Consider the following 16,896-nt stretch of genomic DNA (forward strand, 5'->3'; position numbering starts at 1 on the left):
GTGAGTGGTGATCGCAGCGGTCAGCGTGGTCTTACCGTGGTCAACGTGACCAATGGTGCCCACGTTAACGTGCGGCTTTGTACGCTCGAATTTTTCCTTAGACACGGCTCTTACCCCTTAATGTAAGGATTAATGTTTGTTAATCACGGCATCGGCCAAGTTGGCCGGTACCTCTGTATACTTCGAAAACTCCATGCTGTACGTCGCACGGCCTTGAGTAGCGGATCGCAGGTCGGTCGCGTAGCCGAACATCTCGGACAGCGGCACCTCGGCCTTGATCTGCTTGCCTGCAGGGGAGTCATCCATGCCCTGAACGATACCGCGCCGGCTGTTCAGGTCACCCATGACGTCGCCCATGTACTCCTCAGGCGTTACCACTTCAACCTTCATTATCGGCTCAAGCAGTACAGGATTCGCTTTAACGGTACCCTCTCTGAAACACATGGAACCTGCAATCTTGAACGCCATTTCGTTGGAGTCCACATCGTGATAGGAACCATCAAACAGGGTTACCTTTACATCAACCATCGGATAGCCGGCGATAACGCCGCTCTCCATCTGCTCCTGAACACCCTTATCCACGGCGGGAATGTATTCCCGGGGTACGACACCGCCCACGATCTCGTTGACGAACTCGTAGCCTGAACCCGCTTCCTGGGGCTCAATACGCAGATAAACATGACCATACTGGCCGCGACCACCGGACTGGCGCACAAACTTCGACTCGAGCTCCACAGCGTTGCGAATGGTTTCGCGGTAGGCCACCTGGGGCGCACCCACGTTGGCTTCAACACTGAATTCGCGACGCATGCGGTCGACGATAATATCCAGGTGCAGTTCGCCCATGCCGGCAATAATGGTCTGACCCGACTCTTCATCCGTACTCACACGAAAGGAGGGGTCTTCCTGGGCCAGCTTGGAGAGGGCAACGCCCATCTTCTCCTGGTCTGCCTTGGTTCTGGGCTCAACCGCAACCGCGATAACCGGCTCCGGGAACTCCATACGCTCCAGCGTAATAACATGTCCCTGGTCACACAGGGTCTCACCGGTGGTGACATCTTTAAGACCAACCGCCGCAGCAATATCCCCAGCGCGAACCTCCTTGATCTCCTCTCGGGTGTTGGAGTGCATCTGCAGGATGCGGCCGATCCGTTCCTTCTTGCCCTTAACGGGGTTGTATACACTGTCACCCGACTTCAGCACACCGGAATAAACCCGGAAGAAAGTCAGAGAGCCGACAAACGGATCTGTTGCAATCTTGAAAGCAAGAGCGGCAAAAGGCTCTTCGTCGCTGGAGGGACGGGACGCTACGGTCTCGTCTGCATCATCCAGGACACCGGCAATAGCAGGCACATCTGTCGGCGCCGGCATATACTCGATAACCGCATCCAGCATGGCTTGCACACCCTTGTTCTTAAAGGCGGAACCACACAGCATGGGCGTAATTTCGTTTTTCAGTGTACGGGCGCGAATGCCTTCTTTAATCTCAGCATCCGAGAGATCACCCTCTTCCAGATACTTTTCCATGAGCGCTTCGGTGGCTTCGGCCGCCGCTTCGATCATGTGTTCGCGCCACTCTTCGGCAAGGTCCTGGAGATCGGCAGGAATCTCCTGCTCTTCATACTCTATGCCGCGGGATGCCTCGTCCCAGATGATGGCTTTCATCTTGACGAGATCGACTACGCCCTTGAAATTCTCTTCCGCACCGATGGCTATCTGAAGAGGTACTGGCGTCGCGCCCAGTCGGTCTTTGACCTGCTCTACTACACGTAGAAAGTTGGCACCCATACGATCCATCTTGTTGACGAATGCAATACGGGGCACACCATATTTGTTGGCCTGGCGCCAGACAGTCTCGGATTGGGGCTCTACGCCGCCCACCGCGCAGAAGACTGCACATGCGCCATCCAGGACACGAAGAGAACGCTCAACCTCAATGGTGAAGTCAACGTGCCCCGGGGTATCGATAATGTTGATCCGGTGCTCAGGGAACTGCTGGTCCATACCGGACCAGAAACAGGTGGTTGCTGCAGAGGTAATGGTAATTCCGCGCTCCTGCTCCTGCTCCATCCAGTCCATCGTGGCGGCACCATCGTGCACTTCACCGATCTTATGCGATACACCGGTGTAGTACAGAATGCGCTCAGTAGTCGTAGTCTTGCCTGCATCAATGTGAGCCATGATGCCAAGATTACGATAGCGCTCAATAGGTGTGGTACGTGCCACGCAACTATATCCTGATCAACAATGTTAAAGAGCAAAGGGTTTTCCAACGAAAACCCAGAAAACAACCATTCGCTTACCAGCGGTAATGCGAGAAGGCCTTGTTGGCCTCAGCCATGCGATGCGTATCCTCACGCTTCTTCACTGCAGCGCCACGCTGCTCGGCAGCATCGGACAGTTCGCCCGCCAGACGCTGAGCCATGGACTTTTCACTACGCTTGCGAGCCGCCTCGATCAACCAGCGCATGGCTAGGGTGTTACGACGGGTCGCACGAACCTCTACCGGAACCTGGTAGGTGGCACCACCGACACGGCGGGACTTAACCTCAACCAGGGGACGCACGTTTTCCAGCGCCTTCTCCAGGAGTTCCATGGGGTCACCACCGGAACGCGACTCGAGCGTGTCCAGGGCACCGTACAGGATCTTCTCAGCAACAGCCTTCTTACCGTCGACCATTACCATGTTCATGAACTTAGTGAGCAATTCGCTTCCGAACTTGGGGTCCGGGAGAATTCCTCGCTTCGCTGCTACTCGTCTTCTCGCCATATTTCTTGACTCAGCTTTATATTATTGCCGCCAATCAGCTCTTAGGCCGCTTGGCACCATACTTGGAACGACCCTGACGGCGACTCTCAACACCGGAGGTATCGAGACTACCGCGCACTACGTGGTAACGCACACCAGGCAAATCCTTCACACGACCGCCGCGGATCAGCACTACAGAGTGCTCCTGCAGATTGTGACCCTCACCGCCGATGTAGGAGCTCACCTCGAAACCATTGGTCAGACGCACACGAGCAACTTTACGCAGTGCCGAGTTCGGCTTCTTGGGGGTGGTGGTATACACACGAGTGCAGACACCACGCTTCTGCGGACAGGCCTCCAGGGCCGGCACATTGCTCTTTTCTACTTTGCGCTTACGAGGCTTGCGCACCAACTGATTGATTGTTGCCATTCTATTTCCGTCTCCAGGGATACGAACAACGCACCCTCTCGCACCAGAAAAAGCGAGCAATCGACCCTCTCCGGCCCGCGTTGTCAGCGCCGGGTGTTCGATTGCCTGCCAATAACCTATTCCAAGGGGGCATTTGAATCCCCCAACTCATTTACACGATATACGCTGACATTTGCGACAGCTTTACCGAGGAGCGCGCATTCTACGCGCCACACCGACGGGTGTCAACAACCAACGCCGGCGATTTTATTGCTTTCTGCCGCTCCGGAAAACGGCAATGGGACCGGGATTCCTCCCGGCCTCACAGCTTACTCGCTATCCGCAGTGTTCAGGGCCTGCTTGATGGCCTCTTCCACCTCATCGGCAGCCATCTCGACCTTGCCGCCAGCTTCGGCCTCCAGCTCATCGTCACGCCGACGACGGCGCTCGTTGTGATAGGAGAGACCGGTACCGGCCGGAATCAGGCGACCGACGATCACGTTCTCCTTCAGGCCGTTCAGGGTATCGCTGGAACCACGAACCGCCGCCTCGGTGAGAACGCGGGTGGTCTCCTGGAACGATGCCGCAGAGATGAAGGACTCGGTGGCCAGGGACGCCTTGGTGATACCCAGCAGCATCGGCTCGAAGAGCGCAGGCTGCTTGCCCTCGGCGACCATCTTGTCGTTCTCCTCCATGACCCGGGCCTTCTCCACCTGCTCACCACGCAGGAAGCGGGTATCGCCCGGCGCACTGATCTCGACCTTGCGCAGCATCTGGCGGTTGATCACCTCGATGTGCTTGTCGTTGATCTTTACACCCTGCAGGCGGTAAACGTCCTGAATCTCCTTCACCAGGTAGGAGGCCAGCTCGATCACGCCACGCAGACGCAGGATATCGTGGGGGTTAAGCTCGCCGTCGGAGATGATTTCACCCTTCTCCACGTGCTCACCCTCGAACACGTTGACATGACGCCATTTCGGGATCAGCTCTTCGTGCTGCTCGCCATCGGCGTCAGTAACGATCAGGCGCTGCTTGCCCTTGGTGTCCTTGCCGAAGGAGACCGTTCCGGTCGCCTCTGCCAGAATCGCAGGATCCTTGGGCTTACGCGCTTCGAACAGGTCGGCAACGCGGGGCAGACCACCGGTGATGTCACGGGTCTTGGAGGACTCCTGGGGAATACGCGCCAGGGTGTCACCAACCTTTACCGTGGCACCGTCAGCCACGTTGACCACCGCGCCGGAAGGCAGGTAGTAGTGGGCCGGGATATCGGTACCCGCAATATTGAGGTCCTTACCCTTGGCATCTACCAGCTTCACCATGGGACGCATATCCTTGCCTGCGGAAGGACGCTGCTTGGGATCGATAATCACCAGGGATGCCAGGCCGGTCACATCGTCCACTTGGCTCTGTACAGAGACGCCGTCCACGAACTCGACGAACTGGAGGACACCCTCCACCTCCGTGATAACCGGGTGGGTGTGCGGGTCCCAGCCAGCGATCAGCTGACCACCCTCGACCGCGTCATCTTCGGCAACCTTGATTGCCGCACCGTAGGGCACCTTGTAACGCTCACGCTCGCGACCTACCTCGTCGACCACAGTCAGTTCACCGGAACGGGAAACTGCAACCAGGTCGCCACTGTGGTGCTCGACAGTCTTGATGTTATGCAGACGCACGGTACCGCCAGTCTTCACCTCGATGCTGTTTACAGCAGCAGCACGGGATGCCGCACCACCAATGTGGAAGGTACGCATGGTCAGCTGGGTACCGGGCTCACCGATGGACTGCGCGGCGATTACGCCGACGGCCTCACCCATGTTCACCTGGTGGCCACGCGCCAGGTCACGACCGTAGCACTTGGAGCAGACACCGACACGGGAATCACAGCTGATGGGGGAACGTACCATCACATGGTCGATACCGACCGCCTCCAGGCGGTCCACCCAGCCTTCGTCCAGCAGGGTGCCCGACTCGCAGACCACCTCGTCGGTACCGGGACGGTAGAGGGGCTGTGCAGTCACACGACCCAGGATGCGCTCGCGCAGGGGCTCGACCACGTCGCCACCCTCAATGATCGGGTGCATCATCAGGCCGTCCTCGGTGCCGCAGTCCTCTTCCAGTACCACCATGTCCTGGGCCACGTCGACGAGACGACGGGTCAGGTAACCGGAGTTCGCGGTCTTCAGGGCGGTATCCGCCAGACCCTTACGAGCGCCGTGGGTGGAGATGAAGTACTGCAGTACGTCGAGACCCTCGCGGAAGTTCGCGGTAATGGGTGTCTCGATGATGGAGCCGTCGGGCTTGGCCATCAGGCCACGCATGCCGGCGAGCTGACGAATCTGCGCCGCGGAACCACGGGCGCCGGAATCGGCCATCATATAAATAGGGTTGAAGGAGTCCTGCTCGACCTCGTTACCCTCGCGATCGATCACCTGCTCCTTACCCAGACGGGACATCATCGCCTTGGCCACCTGGTCGTTGGTGTGGGACCAGATATCGACCACCTTGTTGTAGCGTTCACCGTTGGTTACCAGGCCGGAGGCGTACTGGTTCTCGATCTCGCGCACCTCCTGTTCGGCGGAGGCCAGGATCTTCTCCTTCTCGTCCGGAATGGTCATATCCTCCATACCGATGGAAACACCGGCACGGGTGGCGAGACGGAAGCCCATGTACATCACCTGGTCGGCAAAGATCACAGACCCCTTCAGGCCCACCTTGCGGTAGCAGGTGTTGACCATGTTGGAGATGGAGCGCTTGTCCATGGAACGGTTGATGATATCGAAGGGCAGGCCCTTGGGAAGAATCTCGGAGAGCAGCGCACGACCAACCGTGGTATCAACGATCCTCACCACGTCGGTTATATTGCCATCTTCATCCTCATCGATGTCGTTGATACGAACCTTCACCCTGGCCTGCAGTTCGACCTGGCGGGACTCGTAGGCACGGTGCACCTCTTCGACGTTGGCAAACACCATGCCTTCGCCCTTGGCGTTGATGCGCTCACGGGTCATGTAGTAGAGACCCAGCACCACGTCCTGGGAAGGCACGATGATGGGCTCACCGTTGGCGGGCGAGAGGATGTTGTTGGTGGACATCATCAGGCTGCGCGCCTCGAGTTGCGCCTCGATGGAGAGCGGCACGTGCACGGCCATCTGGTCGCCGTCGAAGTCGGCGTTGAATGCGGTACATACCAGGGGGTGCAGCTGAATAGCCTTGCCCTCGATCAGCACGGGCTCGAACGCCTGGATACCGAGACGGTGCAGGGTGGGCGCACGGTTGAGCATCACCGGATGCTCGCGGATCACCTCTTCCAGGATATCCCACACCTCGCCGGTGCCGCGCTCGACCAGCTTCTTGGCCGCCTTGATGGTGGTGGCCAGGCCGCGCAGCTGCAGCTTGGAGAAGATGAAGGGCTTGAACAGCTCAAGTGCCATCTTCTTGGGCAGGCCGCACTGGTGCAGCTTCAGAGTCGGGCCCACAACGATAACGGAACGACCGGAGTAGTCGACACGCTTACCCAGCAGGTTCTGACGGAAACGGCCCTGCTTACCCTTGATCATGTCGGCCAGTGACTTCAGCGGACGCTTGTTGGTGCCGGTAATGGCACGGCCACGGCGGCCGTTGTCCAGCAGCGCATCAACGGACTCCTGCAGCATGCGCTTTTCGTTGCGCACGATAATATCGGGTGCGCTGAGGTCCAGCAGACGCTTCAGACGGTTGTTACGGTTGATCACGCGACGGTAGAGGTCGTTCAGATCAGAGGTCGCGAAACGGCCACCGTCCAGGGGTACCAGCGGACGCAGTTCCGGCGGCAGTACGGGCAGTACGGTCAGGATCATCCACTCGGGACGATTACCGGAGGCGTTCAGGGACTCCACCAGCTTCAGGCGCTTGCTCAGCTTCTTCAGCTTGGTCTCGGAGTTTGTGCTGGCGATATCTTCACGCAGGGTCTCGGTTTCGCGGTCGAGAGTGAGGGTGGTCAGCAGTTCGTAGACTGCCTCGGCGCCCATGCGTGCGTCGAATTCGTCACCGTTCTCTTCGATCGCCTCCAGGTACTCCTCGTCGGTGAGCAGCTGGCCGCGCTCCAGGGTGGTCATGCCGGGATCGACAACCACGAAGGATTCGAAGTAGAGCACCCGCTCGATGTCACGCAGGGTCATATCCAGCAACAGGCCGATGCGCGAGGGCAGCGACTTGAGGAACCAGATATGGGCGACCGGGCTGGCCAGCTCGATGTGGCCCATGCGCTCGCGGCGAACCTTGGCCAGGGTGACTTCAACGCCACACTTTTCACACACCACGCCGCGGTGCTTGAGTCGCTTGTACTTGCCGCACAGGCACTCGTAGTCGCTGACCGGGCCAAAGATCTTGGCGCAGAATAGACCGTCACGCTCCGGCTTGAAGGTACGGTAGTTGATGGTCTCAGGCTTCTTCACTTCACCGTAAGACCAGGAACGGATCATGTCGGGCGAGGCCAGGCCGATGCGAATGGAATCAAAGTCCTCGGACTGTCCTTGCTGCTTCAGAATTTTAAGTAGATCTTTCAAGATCGTATCTCCTGCAATCAGGGTCCAGATTTACACTTGGTTCGGTTACCGGATGTCTTTCCGGACCCTATTCCCGATCCAACTCAATATCGATACCGAGCGAACGGATCTCCTTGACCAGTACGTTGAAGGATTCGGGCATGCCCGCCTCCATACGGTGGTCACCGTCGACGATGTTCTTGTACATGCGGGTACGGCCAGTCACGTCATCGGACTTGACCGTAAGCATCTCCTGCAGTGTGTAGGCCGCGCCGTAGGCTTCCAGCGCCCAGACCTCCATCTCACCGAAGCGCTGACCGCCGAACTGCGCCTTACCACCCAGCGGCTGCTGGGTAACCAGGCTGTACGGACCGGTGGAACGCGCGTGCATCTTGTCGTCCACCAGGTGGTTCAGCTTCAGCATGTACATGTAGCCAACCGTGACGGGGCGGTCGAAGGATTCACCGGTACGACCATCGTAAAGCGTGGTCTGACCGCTCTCCGGCAGATCAGCCAGCTTCAGCATAGCCTTGATCTCGTCTTCGGAGGCACCGTCGAATACCGGCGTTGCCGTGGGCACACCCTTCTTCAGGTTGCTGGCAAGCTCTACAACTTCTTCGTCCGACAGACCCTTGATGTCCTCGGACTTACCGCTGGTGTTGTATACCTTCTCCAGGAACTTCCTGAGTTCGGTCATCTTGGCCTGAGCTTCGAGCATGGCACCGATCTTGCGACCGACACCCTTGGCCGCCCAACCCAGGTGAGTCTCGAGCACCTGCCCGACGTTCATACGGGAAGGTACGCCCAAGGGGTTGAGCACGATATCAACCGGCTCGCCATTCTCGTCGAAAGGCATATCCTCGACCGGCACAATGGTGGAGATAACACCCTTATTACCGTGACGGCCCGCCATCTTGTCACCGGGCTGGATGCGACGCTTGACCGCAACGTAGACCTTGACCATCTTGAGCACGCCGGGTGCCAGGTCGTCGCCGGTTGTCAGCTTGCGCTTCTTCTCCTCGAATCTCTCGCGGAAATCCTCGCGCTGCTGCTTGATCTGTTCGGCAATGGTCTCCAACTGGGCCGCCGCCTCTTCGTTGCGCAGGCGGATCTCGAGCCACTTGTCGCGGTCCAGTTCAGCCAGGTAGGACTGCTTGATCTTGGTGCCGGCCTTCAGGCCCTTGGGGCCACCGTCGGCAACCTTGCCGGTGAGCATCTTCTCGACACGGTCGAAGGTGTCGTCCTCCATGATGCGCAGCTGGTCATTCAGATCCTGCTGTACACGCTCCAGCTCGGTGTTCTCGATCTGCAGTGCACGGGCATCTTTCTCGACACCGTCGCGAGTGAAGACCTGAACGTCGATAACGGTACCGGCCACGCTGGAGGAGACGCGCAGGGAGGTATCCTTAACGTCCGCCGCCTTCTCACCGAAGATGGCGCGCAGCAGCTTCTCTTCCGGAGTCAGCTGGGTCTCACCCTTGGGGGTTACCTTACCGACCAGGATGTCACCCTCTTTCACCTCGGCACCGATGTAGACGATACCCGATTCATCGAGCTTGGCCAGGGCGGCCTCACCCACGTTGGGGATATCGCCAGTGATCTCTTCAGGGCCCAGCTTGGTGTCACGGGCCATGCAGGTCAGCTCTTCGATGTGAATGGTGGTGAAACGATCCTCTTTCACAACGTTCTCGGAGACCAGGATGGAATCCTCGAAGTTGTAGCCGTTCCAGGCCATGAAGGCGATGCGCATGTTCTGACCCAGGGCCAGCTCACCCATGTCAGTAGAGGGGCCGTCGGCCATCACGTCACCACGCGCCACCATGTCACCCGGCTTCACCAGGGGACGCTGGTTAATGCAGGTGTTCTGGTTGGAACGGGTGTACTTGGTGAGGTTGTAGATATCCACACCAGGCTCGCCGGGGATACTCTCGTCGTCGTTGACCACGACCACGATACGCCCGGCGTCCACGGAGTCCACTCGACCACCGCGCTTGGCCACAACGGTCACGCCGGAATCCACGGCAACCGCACGCTCCATACCGGTACCCACCAGGGGCTTGTCGGCACGCAGCGTGGGAACAGCCTGGCGCTGCATGTTGGAACCCATCAGTGCACGGTTGGCGTCGTCGTGCTCCAGGAACGGAATCATGGATGCCGCCACGGACACGATCTGCTTGGGCGACACATCCATGTACTGGATCTTGTCCGGGGTGGAGAGGGTGAACTCGTTCTGATGACGACAGGCCACCAGCTCCTCGGTCATTTTGCCCTTGGCGTCGAGGCCGGTGTTGGCCTGGGCGATAACGTAACGCCCCTCTTCAATCGCCGACAAGTAGTGAATCTCGTCGGTTACCTTGCCGTCCTTGACCACACGATACGGGGTTTCCAGGAAACCGTAGTCGTTGGTGCGGGCGTAGACGGACAGGGAGTTGATCAATCCGATGTTGGGACCTTCAGGGGTCTCAATGGGACAGACACGGCCGTAGTGCGTGGGATGTACGTCACGCACCTCGAAGCCTGCGCGTTCGCGGGCCAGGCCGCCGGGACCAAGAGCCGATACGCGACGCTTGTGGGTCACCTCGGACAGCGGGTTGTTCTGGTCCATGAACTGCGAGAGCTGACTGGAACCGAAGAACTCCTTGATCGCCGCGGAGACCGGCTTGGCGTTGATCATCTCTTGGGGCATCAGACCTTCGGACTCGGCCAGGGTCAGACGCTCCTTGACCGCGCGCTCGACGCGCACCAGGCCGACGCGGAACTGGTTCTCGGCCATCTCACCAACACAACGAATGCGACGGTTACCGAGGTGGTCGATATCGTCCACGATGCCGATGCCGTTACGGATATTGATCAGCTCTTTCAGTACATCGATGATGTCTTCGTTGGAGAGGGTGCCGGCACCGGTCTCCTCTTCACGACCCAGGCGCTTGTTGAACTTCATACGTCCAACCGCGGAGAGATCGTAGCGATCATCGGTGAAGAACAAACCGTTGAACAGATTCTGAGCTGCCTCCTTGGTAGGCGGCTCGCCCGGGCGCATCATGCGGTAGATCTCAACCTGGGCCTTGAGCTGGGAAGCGGCAGGATCGATGCGCAGGGTGTGCGAAATGTAGGGACCGTGATCCAGGTCGTTGGTGAACAGGGTCTCGATCTTCTTGACACCCTTGTCCAGCAGTGTTTCGAGCAGATCTTCGGTAATCTCGTCGTTGGCATTGGCCAGCAGTTCACCGGTTTCGGTATCGACGATGTTGTGAGCCAGTACCTTGCCATGCATGAAGTCAAAGGGCACGTCCAGGGTCTTCACGCCAGCCTTCTCGAACTCGCGGATATGACGCTGAGTGACACGGCGGCCGGTCTCGACGACGACACTCTTGCCTACCTTGATATCGAAGGTGGCCGTTTCACCGCGAAGACGCTCAGGCACCAGGGTCAGCTTCGCACCCTTCTTGGAGAGGGCGAAGTTGTCGGTCTCGAAGAACATACCGAGGATCTCCTCGGTCTCGTAACCGAGAGCGTTCAGCAGGATGGTCGCGGGCAGTTTGCGGCGACGGTCGATGCGTACGAAGACACTGTCCTTGGGATCGAACTCGAAATCGAGCCAGGAACCGCGGTAGGGAATCACCCGCGCAGAGAACAGCAGCTTACCGGAGCTGTGGGTCTTGCCCTTGTCATGGTCGAAGAAGACACCGGGTGAGCGGTGCAACTGGGAGACGATGACCCGCTCGGTACCGTTGATGACAAAGGTACCGGTATCGGTCATCAGGGGCAGTTCCCCCATGTAGACTTCCTGCTCACGGATATCCTTGACTACCTTGGAGCCCGCGGGTGCCTCTTTGTCATAGATCACCAGGCGTACCAGGACGCGCAGGGGAGCCGCGTAGGTGGCACCACGCAGTTGACACTCACGCACGTCGAACGTGGGCTCGCCAAGGCGGTAGCTAACGTACTCAAGTACTGCATTTCCGGAGTAACTCTCGATCGGAAAAACCGATTTGAATGCTGCATGCAAGCCGACATCGCCAAATTCGTCAGCTTTGGCGCCAGCCTGCAAAAACTTGCGGTAAGACTCGATCTGCGTCGCCAGCAAAAAAGGCACTTCAAGGATACTCGGTCGCTTGCCGAAATCCTTACGAATGCGCTTTTTCTCGGTGAAAGAATAGGCCATGTTGCCGTCCCTCGATTTCTTAGGCGTTACACAAGACCCCGTAAGGGTCTTCATAAATTTTCAATTTAATTCATCCAGCTCTCGTTCCCTGCCGGATCACTTCCCTGTCGCTGTATCATCCTGCCCGACACCCACGTCAGGCTTGCGCAAGAACAAACTAACTACTTTTCCATGTAGGGTTTCACGTCGATTCACTTCGACCTGACGATGAAACTCTGAAAACAGCTCAACGAGCCGTTTTCACAGCGCCATCCAGAAGCGGGAAAAGGCCGGCGGCGAAATCGCCACCAGCCCAATCTGCCGGTTGTTGCAGACCCGTAAAGCCAAGCAAGATTACTTGACTTCGACGGTAGCGCCTGCCTCTTCCAGCTGCTTCTTGACGTCTTCTGCTTCGTCTTTGGATACTGCTTCCTTCAGCGTGGTAGGTGCACCTTCCACTGCTTCCTTTGCTTCCTTCAGACCCAGACCGGTAACACCACGTACTGCCTTAATGACAGCAACCTTGTTGGAACCGAAAGAGGCCAGTACAACGTCGAACTCAGTCTTCTCTTCTGCAGCGGCAGCTTCGCCACCACCAGCAGCCGGAGCAGCGGCAACAGCAGCTGCAGCGGAAACGCCGAACTTCTCTTCCATGGCGTCGATCAGCTCTACGACGTCCATAACGGTCATGTTGGCAATAGCCTCAAGGATTTCATCTTTAGAAACGGCCATTGTTAAACTCCTAATAAACGGTTAAACACTAAAATAAGGTGAAATTAGTCGAAAGCTCTTAAGCTGCTTCTTTCGCGTCACGGATTGCCGCAACGGTACGAACCAGCTTGCCGGGAACCTCGTTGACAGTGCGAGCAAGTTTCTCAACCGGGGCTTTCATGACAGCCATCAGCATGCTGATAGCCTGATCGTAGGTAGGCATTTTGGCGAGAGTCTCGAGCTCTGAAGCTTCGAGCATCTTGCCGCCGATGGAGACCATCTTTACGACCAGCTTGTCATTTTCCTTGGCAAAGTCTTTCATCACACGAGCAGCACTACCGGGGTCTTCCTGTGAGAAGGCCAGAACGAGCGGACCCGTCAGACCATCCTGCATACAGGCAAAATCGGTATCTTCCACTGCACGACGAGCAAGCGTGTTCTTGACCACGCGAAGGTAGACACCGGACTGACGTGCTTTTGCACGCAGCTCGGTCATCTCTTCAACGGTCAGACCCGCATACTCGGCGGCAACAGCGGAATACGCACTACTTGCCACTTCGGCCACTTCGGCGACGACAGCTTTCTTTTGCTCAAAATTGAGTGGCACGCGTCACCTCCTGACTACGGCGGAACGGACGAGCCGTTCCAGTTTCAAAAACGGCGATCTCAACGATCACCTCTGTTTCAACGTGCACCGTCATCAGATAAATACTGAATCGGGAGCTCCGCCTGCGCGGGTATGATTAAGCACTGAGTGCGCCCGCGGTCTTTGACGGCACCCGGTCCAAAGACCGGAGCCCCAAAGCCTGTTTGCCACCACCCTCCCGGGTGGTCGGCGAATTATTTAACGTCCAGAGAGGACTGATCCACTGCCAGACCCGGACCCATGGTCGAGGAGACAGTGATCTTCTGCATATACACGCCCTTCGCAGAGCTGGGTTTCATCTTCTTCAGGTCGTTCAGAAGGAACTCCAGGTTCTGCTTCAGCGCGGCGGGTTCGAAACCGACCTTGCCGATGGGGCAGTGAATGATGCCTGCCTTGTCGGTACGGTAGCGCACCTGGCCAGCCTTGGCGTTGTTCACAGCCTCGGCCACGTTGGGGGTCACGGTGCCAACCTTGGGGTTGGGCATCAAACCGCGGGGACCGAGAATCTGGCCCAACTGGCCTACGACACGCATGGCATCAGGCGTGGCGATAACCACGTCGAAATCCATGTTGCCAGCCTTGATGTCGGCAGCAAGGTCATCGAAACCAACAATGTCGGCACCCGCTTCGGTAGCCGCCTCTGCATTGGCACCCTGGGCGAATACCGCAACACGTACGGTTTTGCCGGTGCCGTTGGGCAGAACGCTGGAACCACGGACAACCTGGTCGGATTTACGAGGATCAACACCAAGGTTAACTGCGACTTCGATAGTCTCGTCAAACTTTACAGTAGAGAGCTCTTTCAGCAGAGAGAAGACCTCATCAACCCCGTACTGCTTGCCAGCCTCAACTTTTTCAGCAATTGCGCGTGCGCGCTTGGTCATCTTAGCCATGGCTTACACTCCCTCCACGTCGAGACCCATGGAACGGGCGGTACCGGCGATGGTACGTACAGCCGCATCCATGTCTGCAGCGGTCAGATCGGGCTCCTTGGCCTTGGCGATCTCTTCCAGCTGCTCACGATTAACCTTGCCCACCTTGGTGGTGTTGGGGGTACCGGAACCCTTGGGGACGCCAGCAGCCTTTCTCAGCAGAACCGCGGCAGGCGGGGTCTTGGTGATGAAAGTGAAGCTGCGGTCGCCGTAAACGGTGATCACAACAGGAACGGGCAGACCCTGCTCCATGCCCTGCGTCTTGGCGTTGAACGCCTTGCAGAACTCCATGATGTTAACGCCGTGCTGACCCAGAGCGGGGCCCACTGGCGGACTGGGGTTGGCCTGACCGGCAGGCACCTGAAGCTTGATGTAAGCCTCGATCTTCTTAGCCATTGCTATTTACCTCATATCGGGTGCAGGCGCCTTATCGGCTCCCCGAGTTTTCAAAAAGCGCAAAAGGGACCTCCGGCGTAACCACCAGAAAGTCCGCTTTTAATTAAAGCGCCTAGCTCTTTTCCACTTGGCCGAATTCGAGATCGACCGGGGTGGAACGTCCAAAAATCAGTACCGAGACCTTGAGACGGCTCTTTTCGTAATCCACATCCTCCACAACGCCATTGAAGTCGTTGAACGGACCATCGATTACGCGCACAACCTCGCCCGGCTCGAAGAGCACCTTCGGACGCGGCTTCTCAACACCCTCCTGCACACGATGCAGGATTGCATTGGCCTCTTTCTCACTAATCGGCGCCGGCTTATCACCGGTACCACCGATAAAACCCATCACCTTGGGAACATCCTTCACCAGGTGCCAGGTGTCATCTGTCATTTCCATGTTGACCAGCACGTAGCCAGGGAAGAACTTACGTTCACTCCTGCGCTGCTGGCCGGCGCGCATCTCGACCACCTCCTCGGTGGGCACGAGTATCTCGCCGAACATGTCCTGCATGCCATAGCGCTCGATACGCTCTTCGAGAGAACGCTTAACCTGGGCCTCAAAGCCCGAATAGGCATGAACGACATACCAGCGCTTCGCCATATTCGCCTCCTTAGCCTGTCACAGACCGCACGACGGCCATCAACATCATATCGAACAGCCAGAGCACGATCCCTATCAGGAGTACCATGGCAAAAACGATCAGCGTGGTCTGTATCGTTTCCTGACGGCTGGGCCAAACGACCTTGCGAACCTCGGTGCGTGAAGCCGATGCAAACTCCCACACACTGCGACCGGGCACAGACTGCAGGGCCATGGCTACCGCCACACCGGCGATCACCAGCAGACCCAACACCCTACCCAGCAGGGAGTACTGCTCGAAGTAGTAGAACACCCCGATACCACCAATCAGCAGCAGTACTGCCACCAGCAGTTTCACGGTGTCCATCGTGGTGCTTTCAACTTCAGCTTTTGCGTTCATTACCTGCCATCACGCACCATCAAGTGGCGCCTTAAAAGTGGCAGGCCAGGAGGGAATCGAACCCCCAACCTGCGGTTTTGGAGACCGCTGCTCTGCCAATTGAGCTACTGGCCTAAAACTGTTTTGTTACCGAGACCGGCAAGCAGCTACGGTCCAGCCTGACGACTGACCCGTGTAACAACCACCAAAATACCAATCGGTAACGATTACTCAATGATCTTGGAAACCACGCCGGCGCCGACAGTACGGCCACCCTCGCGGATTGCAAAGCGCAGACCCTCTTCCATGGCGATCGGCGCAATCATTACCATCTCTACGCCTTCGGGAAGGTCGCAGGCACCGGTAACGTCAGTGGTACGGAAGTAGAACTGCGGACGATAGTTGGTGAAGAAAGGAGTGTGACGTCCACCTTCATCCTTGCTCAGTACGTATACTTCGCACTCGAAGTGGGTGTGCGGAGTGATAGTGCCGGGGTGAGCCAGTACCTGACCACGCTCAACCTCTTCACGCTTGGTACCACGCAGCAGTACACCCACGTTGTCGCCAGCCACACCTTCGTCCAGCAGCTTGCGGAACATCTCTACACCGGTGCAGGTGGTCTTCTGGGTCTCTTTGATACCCACGATCTCGATCTCTTCACCGACCTTGATCACGCCGCGCTCAACACGACCGGTCACAACGGTACCACGACCGGAGATGGAGAAGACGTCCTCGATGGGCATCAGGAAGGCACCGTCGATGGCACGCTCGGGCTCGGGAATATAGGAGTCCAGCGCTTCCATCAGCTTGTCGATGGACGGGGTGCCGATATCGGAGCTGTCGCCTTCCAGCGCTTTCAGCGCAGAACCGATGATGATCGGGGTGTCGTCTCCAGGGAACTCGTAGCTGTCGAGCAGCTCACGGATCTCCATCTCAACCAGCTCCAGCAGCTCTTCGTCGTCAACCATGTCGGCCTTGTTCATGTACACGATGATGTACGGAACGCCAACCTGGCGGGACAGCAGGATGTGCTCACGGGTCTGGGGCATGGGGCCGTCAGCCGCGGAGACAACCAGGATAGCGCCGTCCATCTGAGCCGCACCGGTAATCATGTTCTTGACGTAGTCAGCATGTCCCGGGCAGTCAACGTGCGCGTAGTGACGACTGTCAGTCTCGTACTCAACGTGAGCGGTGGCGATGGTGATACCTCGCTCGCGCTCTTCAGGGGCGTTGTCGATCTGGTCGTAAGCCTTGGTCTCACCGCCGAACTTGCTGGCCTGGTGAGTGGTGATCGCAGCGGTCAGCGTGGTCTTACCGTGGTCAACGTGACCAATGGTGCCCACGTTAACGTGCGGCTTTGTACGCTCGAATTTTTCCTT

13 protein-coding genes and 1 tRNA gene are annotated in these 16,896 nt (G+C 57.8%); all 14 read right to left on the reverse strand.

Features of this window, described 5'->3' with window-relative positions; all coding sequences use genetic code 11:
• Positions 1-105, reverse strand: a 105-nt coding sequence (locus tag BOW53_RS09280; RefSeq protein WP_078485623.1) for a GTP-binding protein, incomplete at its 3' end; no start/stop codon positions are given.
• A 24-nt stretch (positions 106-129) separates the two neighbouring features.
• Positions 130-2,226: an elongation factor G gene (gene fusA / locus BOW53_RS09285; protein ID WP_078487718.1), complete on the reverse strand. Its 2,097-nt coding sequence runs from the start codon at positions 2,224-2,226 to the stop codon at positions 130-132.
• A 73-nt stretch (positions 2,227-2,299) separates the two neighbouring features.
• A complete protein-coding gene (rpsG, locus tag BOW53_RS09290; RefSeq protein WP_078487719.1) occupies positions 2,300-2,770 on the reverse strand; it encodes a 30S ribosomal protein S7 in 471 nt (156 codons plus the stop codon).
• A 34-nt stretch (positions 2,771-2,804) separates the two neighbouring features.
• Complete coding sequence (rpsL, locus tag BOW53_RS09295) at positions 2,805-3,179, reverse strand: 30S ribosomal protein S12 (protein ID WP_078487720.1); 375 nt, start codon at positions 3,177-3,179, stop codon at positions 2,805-2,807.
• Between the two features lie 308 nt (positions 3,180-3,487).
• Positions 3,488-7,705: a DNA-directed RNA polymerase subunit beta' gene (gene rpoC / locus BOW53_RS09300; RefSeq protein ID WP_078487721.1), complete on the reverse strand. Its 4,218-nt coding sequence runs from the start codon at positions 7,703-7,705 to the stop codon at positions 3,488-3,490.
• Between the two features lie 67 nt (positions 7,706-7,772).
• Positions 7,773-11,849 carry a DNA-directed RNA polymerase subunit beta gene (gene rpoB / locus BOW53_RS09305; RefSeq protein ID WP_078487722.1) on the reverse strand — a complete coding sequence of 1,359 codons (4,077 nt, stop codon included), beginning with the start codon at positions 11,847-11,849 and terminating at the stop codon, positions 7,773-7,775.
• Between the two features lie 333 nt (positions 11,850-12,182).
• On the reverse strand, positions 12,183-12,560 hold the full coding sequence (gene rplL, locus BOW53_RS09310) for a 50S ribosomal protein L7/L12 (protein WP_078487723.1): 378 nt from the start codon (positions 12,558-12,560) through the stop codon (positions 12,183-12,185).
• A gap of 58 nt (positions 12,561-12,618) precedes the next feature.
• Positions 12,619-13,146, reverse strand: coding sequence for a 50S ribosomal protein L10 (gene rplJ, locus BOW53_RS09315; protein WP_078487724.1), 528 nt, complete (start codon positions 13,144-13,146; stop codon positions 12,619-12,621).
• A gap of 233 nt (positions 13,147-13,379) precedes the next feature.
• Positions 13,380-14,078, reverse strand: a complete 699-nt coding sequence (rplA, locus tag BOW53_RS09320; protein ID WP_078487725.1) for a 50S ribosomal protein L1 — start codon at positions 14,076-14,078, stop codon at positions 13,380-13,382.
• Positions 14,079-14,081: 3 nt separating this feature from the next.
• Positions 14,082-14,513 (reverse strand): 50S ribosomal protein L11, encoded by a 432-nt coding sequence (gene rplK / locus BOW53_RS09325; RefSeq protein WP_078487726.1) that lies wholly within the window; start codon positions 14,511-14,513, stop codon positions 14,082-14,084.
• Positions 14,514-14,625: 112 nt separating this feature from the next.
• Complete coding sequence (gene nusG, locus BOW53_RS09330; RefSeq protein ID WP_078487727.1) at positions 14,626-15,159, reverse strand: transcription termination/antitermination protein NusG; 534 nt, start codon at positions 15,157-15,159, stop codon at positions 14,626-14,628.
• A gap of 10 nt (positions 15,160-15,169) precedes the next feature.
• A complete protein-coding gene (gene secE / locus BOW53_RS09335; RefSeq protein ID WP_078487728.1) occupies positions 15,170-15,538 on the reverse strand; it encodes a preprotein translocase subunit SecE in 369 nt (122 codons plus the stop codon).
• Between the two features lie 38 nt (positions 15,539-15,576).
• A tRNA-Trp gene (locus BOW53_RS09340) sits at positions 15,577-15,652 on the reverse strand.
• A gap of 92 nt (positions 15,653-15,744) precedes the next feature.
• Positions 15,745-16,896, reverse strand: a 1,152-nt coding sequence (gene tuf, locus BOW53_RS09345) for an elongation factor Tu (protein WP_078487729.1), incomplete at its 5' end; no start/stop codon positions are given.

The sequence above is a fragment of the Solemya velesiana gill symbiont genome (assembly GCF_002020805.1).
Taxonomy (GTDB): domain Bacteria; phylum Pseudomonadota; class Gammaproteobacteria; order Chromatiales; family Chromatiaceae; genus Sedimenticola_A.

What these genes read in the sequence shown, in the direction of transcription:
- rplL (WP_078487723.1), bottom strand. Translation starts at nt 12,560, where the DNA reads ATGGCCGTTTCTAAAGATGAAATCCTTGAGGCTATTGCCAACATGACC.
- rplK (WP_078487726.1), bottom strand. Translation starts at nt 14,513, where the DNA reads ATGGCTAAGAAGATCGAGGCTTACATCAAGCTTCAGGTGCCTGCCGGT.
- secE (WP_078487728.1), bottom strand. Translation starts at nt 15,538, where the DNA reads ATGAACGCAAAAGCTGAAGTTGAAAGCACCACGATGGACACCGTGAAA.
- rpoB (WP_078487722.1), bottom strand. Translation starts at nt 11,849, where the DNA reads ATGGCCTATTCTTTCACCGAGAAAAAGCGCATTCGTAAGGATTTCGGC.
- nusG (WP_078487727.1), bottom strand. Translation starts at nt 15,159, where the DNA reads ATGGCGAAGCGCTGGTATGTCGTTCATGCCTATTCGGGCTTTGAGGCC.
- rpsG (WP_078487719.1), bottom strand. Translation starts at nt 2,770, where the DNA reads ATGGCGAGAAGACGAGTAGCAGCGAAGCGAGGAATTCTCCCGGACCCC.
- rpsL (WP_078487720.1), bottom strand. Translation starts at nt 3,179, where the DNA reads ATGGCAACAATCAATCAGTTGGTGCGCAAGCCTCGTAAGCGCAAAGTA.
- rplA (WP_078487725.1), bottom strand. Translation starts at nt 14,078, where the DNA reads ATGGCTAAGATGACCAAGCGCGCACGCGCAATTGCTGAAAAAGTTGAG.